This is a genomic window from Helicobacter bilis (assembly GCF_900198365.1).
In the GTDB taxonomy this organism is placed as follows: domain Bacteria; phylum Campylobacterota; class Campylobacteria; order Campylobacterales; family Helicobacteraceae; genus Helicobacter_A; species Helicobacter_A bilis_B.
This window is the reverse complement of record NZ_FZMS01000024.1, coordinates 1-7,895: the sequence shown is the minus strand read 5'-3', so window position 1 is coordinate 7,895 and position 7,895 is coordinate 1. Positions and strand designations below refer to the sequence as shown.

The window sequence follows — 7,895 nt, the reverse complement described above, 5'->3', positions numbered from 1 at the left end:
CTATCATACCACAAAATCCCAAATAAAACAAGCCCCTATATTTCAATTAAAAAAGTAAATATAATAAATATGTTCGCTTATGTTTTAGGCAATAAAGCATAAGTCCCCATTATTAGCATATGCGTAGTGGGATTAATTAAGATTTGTTTTATTGTATGCCTAGCGTGTAGTATCCTTTTATAAAAGGGCTTTTAGCTTGTCATTTTGAGCGAAAATCTTTACAAGTGAGTTTTTTACACTAACTGCAAATCTCAAAATGATAAATATTTCATACTAGGCATTCAATATGACAAACAAACACAAATAAACCATTAAGGATAAAAAGCAAAATGCTAAGAACAATCGGAAATATTATTTATGATTATTATCAATTCTTTATACTCCCATTCTTAAGCATAAGTATATTCTATGCTATGGAATATATGAGTCGAGGTGTAGAATTCTTTGTTAATGAAAAGGGTGTGAAGTGGAAGTTTTTAAGCTTTTGCGCTTTAATGCAATTCTTTGTTAGCTTAGTTGTTATTTTAAGCGTTTCTGCTATGTTTAAAAGTGATGCCCTGCAAGAATATCAAACCTTGCAACTTGTAGCTATTATCTTACTTGGCACAACACCCTTTAACATAAGTATTTTAATATGGGTGGCAATAAAACTAGAAATATACAGACTTATGCGCAATCGATATAAAGACGAATTAAAAGATTTAATAAAAGCAGAATCATTTATAGGACAAGCCATAAAAGCAAATAAAGCACAAGAGGAAGAAAACATAAAACAACCCCACACTAAAGAAGAACATATACAAACAGACATCAAAGCAATACAAAAAGAAACCACAAATATAAAAGCATAAAAAGGATTTAACATGATGGAAAAAATATTATTTGCTATAGCTTTATTATTTGTTTTCTTTGTCTATCAAACAAATAAAAGGCTAGATGATATTGCCCTCTCAATTGATTCTGGCAATGCGATTTTAATTACACTAAGAGATAAGGAAAAGAAACTTCAAGCAGAGGAAAAGGTAGAAAAGCTAAAAGCAAATATAAGAGCTTTAGGTGGCACAGAGTGTGAAAAATGTCATGTAACAAATGAAAATCTAGTTTTGCCCATAAAAGATAGAATCCTAACACTTGAAGACTTTATAGAAGTTGTTAGAAATGGAAATGCGTATATGTCTGCATTTAATGAAGAACAAATCAGTGAAGCGAGGTTGAAAAAGATTTATGAGGCGTTATACACAATCAAAAAACGCTAAGGCTTAGTAGCGTTTGTCTTGCGGACACTTTTAAGGGAATTATCGCTTTTTTTGTTCGCTCAATGTATTTTATATACACTCCCTCACAAAAAAGCTCTGGTAACCCTTAAAATTGCCTCGCAATACTTCACGCTTTAAAGTCGCTAGTTTGCAGTTAAAAGGAAACAAACATGTATAAAATAGAAGACATAAGAAAAGACACCTATCCCTACAATCAAAGCTTTTTAGACCAATATCCCTTTATGCTAACAAGCTTTAAAAGTGATAATTTACCAATGATTGTTTTAGATAATGAAGAAATAGATTTAATCTTTGATTTAGCTACGCATTTTTACAGAAAGCTAAGACGACTTAAAGTATTAGAAGATATGAAATGGGGTATTGTTGCATTAACAAAAGATGTAGCCAATTATGTTTTAACCGTTGCAAATATTGGAGCTAATTTTGTCCCAGTAATAGGCCAGATTGTAAGTCTTATGATCACTTTAATACAAGTAGGATTAGAAATAGCCCATACTCTTACTAAAAAATTTTGGAAATACCCAGACTATATAAATGAGCTATATTTTGTAATAAAGATGTTTGTAACTTGGGCTAAGATTAGTGATGGTAATAAACAAGAATTATTAAGCGGGGTAACAAACTATATAGAAATGCAAAAAGAAGAGTTTAATGACTTAGTGCATGAAGAGGGTTATGCTGAGCTTAATGAGATAAGCATAATGTATATTATGGATGTTTATCTACCCGCATTTAAAGCAAGAGTAAAAAAGGTAATGAGAAAAAGCGCTAAAGATTTAAGTCAGGCAATACCAGATATAAACCCAACAGCACCCGGAAAAGATGATACTAACGAAATAGACTTTGCAAAAGAACCACAAGAACAAAACCCACAAGAAAAAAGAGAGCATTCAAATGAAAATGAGGGCAAGATTTTAGATACTATGCGAAACAGACAGAGTAAAGAAATGCCAGGCAGTAATCATTATGACTATGAGTATAGCAAAAGAGGCTTTGACATAAAGCTAGAAAAAGCACAAGAAATTGATATTACAAAAGATTTAGCACACAAGGCAGCAGTCGCACAAGTGGTAAAAGGCGGCGTTTTGGCGTTATGCAGTTTGCATTATTGCAAAAGATATAAGGCTTTACTAGAATTTAACGATATTTGCGAAGTAAAATCACATATTCCAATGGATATGCAAGAGCAAGAAATAAATCCAAGCATAAAACGCTTTAATAACCAAATGGCATATAAACAGCTAAAAGATTCACAAAACAGATATAAAGAGGGCTATCAACCAAAAATCACGCATTATTTAAAGCTTGATTTAATCGATGAAAGCATAGACAGATATTATAGAGATTATATGAATTTATATACTCAATTAAGTGAAGAGAGTAAGCTTAAATTTGGTTTTGTAGAATTAACAGAGAGTAAAGAGGCATGGTTTTATTCCCCACATATTTGCAAAGAAAAAACACAGGACAAAAGAACCCCTCCAAGTGAAGAAGAAGCAAAAAAGATTATAGAAAACTACACAAAACAAAGAGAGATAAAGAAAAAGGAATTTGAGAGTAAAGAAGAAAATGCAGATAAAAGATTTTATTTAAGACAGGTTAATCTAAGCAATACAGATTTAACCCTAAAAAAATACGAGTTTCAAAGAGTAGATTCAGTATATACAGATAGTAATCATAAAGTATTTAATGTAAGTTATGATAGCGATGGGTCTAGACATACACAAGAAACACAATATTATTATGTAGATAGCATTGCAACAGGGGAGTTTAGCATTGAAGCGTATCAAGTGGAAGAGCGATGGGGCGGTGAAAATGACAACAGAGAATGGGTAACATATTATCGCTTATGCATCACACATAGAGTTACACTAAAACACAAAGTCGATAAATCTTTTCTACAAAAAGAAATAGGCAAACTTGTTACACAACTTGCAATCGATGGAAAGAATCATGGCTTACCACAAAATACAACAGATAAGAATTTGAATAATTTAATACAAAATGGAATGCTTTAAGTTTTATTAGCCTCTGTTTTTTACAGAAAGGAGGCTTTGTTTTTAACATGTTTTTACACAACATAAAATAACACCACAAAGCAAACAAAGCCATAAAACCATGCAAAAGACAAACAAAGCTTTTTAAGATTGATGGTAGGCTTTTAATGTTTTTTAATACTTTTATAGTAGGAGTTATCTAAGCGATAATGACTACTATAAAAGTATTAAAATCATTACAATGTTACCACAAGATGAAAGCTTTAAAAAATAAAAAATAAAATATCCCCCCCTTTAAATGAATACAAAAACAAACTAATATACAAAACAAATACTCACAACACAGGAGCTAAAAATGAGTTACACTCTAACAGATATTATGAATAACCCTAACATAGGCATTGAAATCGGCAAAGAAATAGAGTCTATGAGCTGGATTAAAAGCCCTTTTGAACCACTTGTAGGGCAGGGAAGCGACAGAGGCATAAGAAGCTATCAAATCGCAAATAAACAACCATTCCGCCCACGACTTAAAGCAAGACTAACTGGCATGGGAGTCCAAGATAATGAGGAATTTCAAACAAATTACGATGAAATGGAAATCCTAAACCAAACCATTTACCCAAAAATTAGTGGTAATGGTTTATTAAGCCCAGTATTTCATTATAGCGAAATGCAGTTTATAGACTTTGAAAAGGAGGCAAAAGATTCACTAGCTACTTGGATGATGGATACAAGAGATAAGCAATTTATAGCCGCTTTAACAAATGATCTAACAAACTGCGTAGTAGCTGATGCCAAAAATGGCTACAAAGACACCACAGCTGAAACAAGTGTCAAGAATGCAAGTAAAAAGATACAAAAGGGTGATACAATCAGTGTTAAAGCAATCCGCAGGGCGATTTTTCTAGCTAGAACGGGAATTGATTATAAAAATAAAGAGATTTTCCCACTTAAACCAATCCGCGCACAAAGCATGAGTAATGGCGGTATAAGCACAATGCACTATTCTTATATTATCATGCTTGATAGCTATGGAATCCAGCAATTAAAGAATGATGAAGAATGGCGAGATATGCAAAAATACGCAGGGGAGAGAGGAGCTAGCAATAATCTTTTTATGGGATTAGTAGGTATGATTGATGGCTGTCCAGTATTAGACTTTGGCGTATGGAGTGAAGCAGCCGCGGGGCTTTGTAATTCTGAAGTAAAAGATAAAGACTTTTTACGCTTTTTAAATAAAGATAACGCACACAATAAGATTGTAAAGCCTAGTGATTATGCAGACGCACAGCCTGTATCAATTGGCTTTTTAATTGGTGCAAGTGCATTGTTAATCGCAGGGAATCTAAGCCCTAGAATGTATGTAGAACAAAAAGATGCAGGAAGAAAAATTGCAGTGGGTATGGATAGGGTTATGGCTATTGCTAAGGCTAGATTTGGTGAAGATGATAATGGGTTGGTTAAATATAGTGGGCAGGATTTTGCAACGATTGGGTTGTTTTATTCTAAAGAGTAAGTAATTGGTTATTAAGATTTGGTTTTGATTATACATTTAAGCGATTTTTGAAAAAATAAGCTAGTCATTATCACAAAAGATAACTCCTAGCTATTTTTTTCAAAAAAGCCCTTAAAGCCATAATGCAAACCTTAGAATCTAGTTAAAGCAAACAGGCAGATTTATCATGCTGCTTTCATCTTGTTTCAACGAGACAAGATGAAAGCTTTAAAAAATTAAAAAAGGATAACAAATGGCACTAAGGCGTAAAACATCACAAGATAAAGAGATTTTGCAATTACAAATAAAAGAATTACAAGAAATTGTAACAAATCTCACAAAACAAATACAAGAGCTAAAAGAGCAACAAAAAAGCGAGGGCAATTTAGGCGAAGTGGTGAATACACTTATAGGAGAAATTAAGGGTTTGCAAGATTTTACAAATGTATTGCAGAAAACCTTAAAAGAACATGCAGAAAATAGCCAGTATCTACTCTCTAAGATTAATAAAACCCAAAATTTAGCAGATAAAAATGCAGGTGATATCTATAACCTACAGATAAAAGAGGGTTTGCATAGTGATTTACTTGATAGAGCAAAGCCTATTATTGATATTGCAGATCCTTTGTCTAAGGTTGCATTTAGAATCCAAAAGCTAGAAACAAGTTTGCAACAATTTAAGGATTTTAACCCCCAAGAGTTAAAAGAGAGGCAAGAAGAAAATGCCAATTGTATAACTGCTTTGCAAACAGACTTTTTATTGCACGGGCAAATGTTAGAAGATTTAAGGCTAGAGATTGAAAAGGCAAAACAACTTCAAGCCCTGCATGATAAGCAAATACACGCCCTGCAGTATGAAGCAAGTAGGAGTGTATGGGAAAAATTATTTAAGTAGGTTTTTATGTTTCTTTGCCTCTCTTAAAGTAAACAGACATGACAAAACAAAAAAAGGAAAATGCAAACAAACCAAAGCTTTAAAAAATTAAAAAAAGGATTAAATATGGCACAAACCACACAAACACAAAGCATTACAGGGCAATTAGATAACGCCATGCAAGCCGTGGATACACAAATAGCCCAAGAAGTAAAAGATAAAAAAGCAAACCTAGCAAACCCAATAAATCCCCCACAAAGCATAACCCAAGCTGATAAAGACAGGCTAGAAAAAGTTTATACAGATATGCAAAACGCACTCACACAGAATGCAAACTTTATTATTAAAACAGATTTGAGTTTAAGGGGCATTACTGAACTCATTGCTATTATGCGTATTTTAAATGACTTTTATCTCTATCATGTAGAATTGCTTAAAGATAATAAAGAAAGCATTGAGGTAGCAGTCATTGACATTGAAGCGATGAATAAGAGATTTAGCGAAATGGTGATACTTGCAAACAACTACATCATGCAAGCCTTAAAAGAAATGGATAATGCAAACGCTACTTCCCTTGCCTTGCGTAATGAAATAGAAGCCCTGCATGATGCTTGTCAGCTAGATTTAGCCGATACAAAAAACACGATGCAAAAGGTTACACAAACCTATGAGAAATTACAGCTTATAGAACATAACATAGGGAATTTAGAACAAGCCATAGAAGAGTTTAAAAGGCTTACACAGAATAATGAAAAACTTTTAAATGATATGCGAGATTTCTTAAATACAGAGCTAAATAACGCTATTGCGGCGTTAATGCTAAAAAAAGAAGAGTATGAAAGAGATTTGCAAGATAATTACACAGGATTACAAGAAGCCTTTAATAAGCTTTTAGCCAAACTCCAAACTCAAGCCCAAGATTTCATAGTAGAATCAAATCAAATAAAAACAGACACAATCAATGAGATAAATTCTGTTTCAAACAATAGACTACAAGAAGTAAAAACCCTTGATACTGAAGTAAATGCAAGACTAAGCGCCTTGCGTGATGACTCTTTACAGGCCCTAGATACAAAGAAAACAGAGGGACTTTTAGAGTTAGAGACAAAGGCAAATGAGTTAGCCACAGAATGCAATACTAAAAAAGAGTTATACCTCCAAGCAATCACAGATTTAAGCCAAAAGAGCTTAGAATCTATCACAGCAAAAGGCGATGAGAAAAAAGCTGAGCTAGAAACACATACGCAAAACTTCATACAAGAAGCAGAACATAAAAAGCAAGAGATAACAAATACGCTAGATTCTAAAAAAGCCGAACTAGAACAAGCAAAAGAAAATGGGCTAAATGAGATACGCCAAGAAGCCTCTACACATGAGACACAACTGCAAGATAAACTCAAAGAAAGCTTAGAATCTATCAAGCAAAAAGGTGAGGAAAAAATACAAGAAATAGAAAACAACACCACACAAGCAAATACAAATCTAGACTCTAAATTACAAGAGATAGAAACAAAAACACAGCAAGTAGAAAACAATGTCAATACAATGATACAAGAGCATAATACGCATTTAAACAGCTTTGCTACAAAATCACAAGAAGCCTTAAATGCGATTAAAACAGAGGGTATGCAAGAGATAAGAACAGAAGCCCAAAGACTATTAGAACAAATCAAAACTAACACGACTACACTTGATTCAAAAGTAAGGCAAGAGTATGATACATGGCTTTTAAACTTGCAAAATAAAGGACAAGAAGCACAAAATCTCATACAAGAGGGCATAAATACAACAATCCCAAATGCCTTGCAAAACTCTCAAACAGAACTAGCAAACAAAAAAGATGAGCATATACAAAGCCTAGACACACAAAAAGAAAGCAGTTTAGAATCTATAAATAAACTCACAGAACAGACAATAAGTCAGCTAAAAACAACTTTTTCTTTTTTAATGAATGGTTTAACGCATGAAAATTTCACACAGACAACAACTTGGAATAAGCCACAAAGTGTAAAAAGAGTGTTTGTAAATGTCTTAGGTGGCACAGGGGCAAATAATGCCACAACAAGTGGGACTCCATCTTCTTTTGGCAGTTTTGTAACCGCAAATGGTGGCGTGGGAAATGCAGGGGGAAATGGGCAGTTTGGGGAAATGAAGTTTAGCATTGTGGATATACCAGAGAATGAAAATAGTATAAATGTAAGTATAGGGGCAGGGGGAAGTGTGGATATATTTTATTAAGTTAGGCGTTT

At 33.3% G+C, this 7,895-nt stretch carries 6 protein-coding genes; all 6 read left to right on the top strand.

Annotated elements, in window-relative coordinates:
• Window positions 1-329: 329 nt before the first annotated feature.
• Window positions 330-851 (top strand): hypothetical protein, encoded by a 522-nt coding sequence (locus C6H08_RS03945; protein ID WP_034580175.1) that lies wholly within the window; start codon window positions 330-332, stop codon window positions 849-851.
• A 12-nt stretch (window positions 852-863) separates the two neighbouring features.
• Complete coding sequence (locus C6H08_RS03940) at window positions 864-1,256, top strand: hypothetical protein (RefSeq protein WP_034566106.1); 393 nt, start codon at window positions 864-866, stop codon at window positions 1,254-1,256.
• A 170-nt stretch (window positions 1,257-1,426) separates the two neighbouring features.
• Entirely contained in the window at window positions 1,427-3,295 is a 1,869-nt protein-coding gene (locus C6H08_RS11870) for a hypothetical protein (RefSeq protein ID WP_233708476.1), read from the top strand.
• 334 nt (window positions 3,296-3,629) lie between these two features.
• Window positions 3,630-4,793: a phage capsid family protein gene (locus C6H08_RS03930; RefSeq protein ID WP_034580174.1), complete on the top strand. Its 1,164-nt coding sequence runs from the start codon at window positions 3,630-3,632 to the stop codon at window positions 4,791-4,793.
• A 232-nt stretch (window positions 4,794-5,025) separates the two neighbouring features.
• Window positions 5,026-5,667: a protein kinase family protein gene (locus tag C6H08_RS03925; RefSeq protein WP_034580173.1), complete on the top strand. Its 642-nt coding sequence runs from the start codon at window positions 5,026-5,028 to the stop codon at window positions 5,665-5,667.
• A gap of 105 nt (window positions 5,668-5,772) precedes the next feature.
• Complete coding sequence (locus tag C6H08_RS03920; protein WP_138196300.1) at window positions 5,773-7,884, top strand: hypothetical protein; 2,112 nt, start codon at window positions 5,773-5,775, stop codon at window positions 7,882-7,884.
• The last annotated feature ends 11 nt before the right edge of the window (window positions 7,885-7,895 follow it).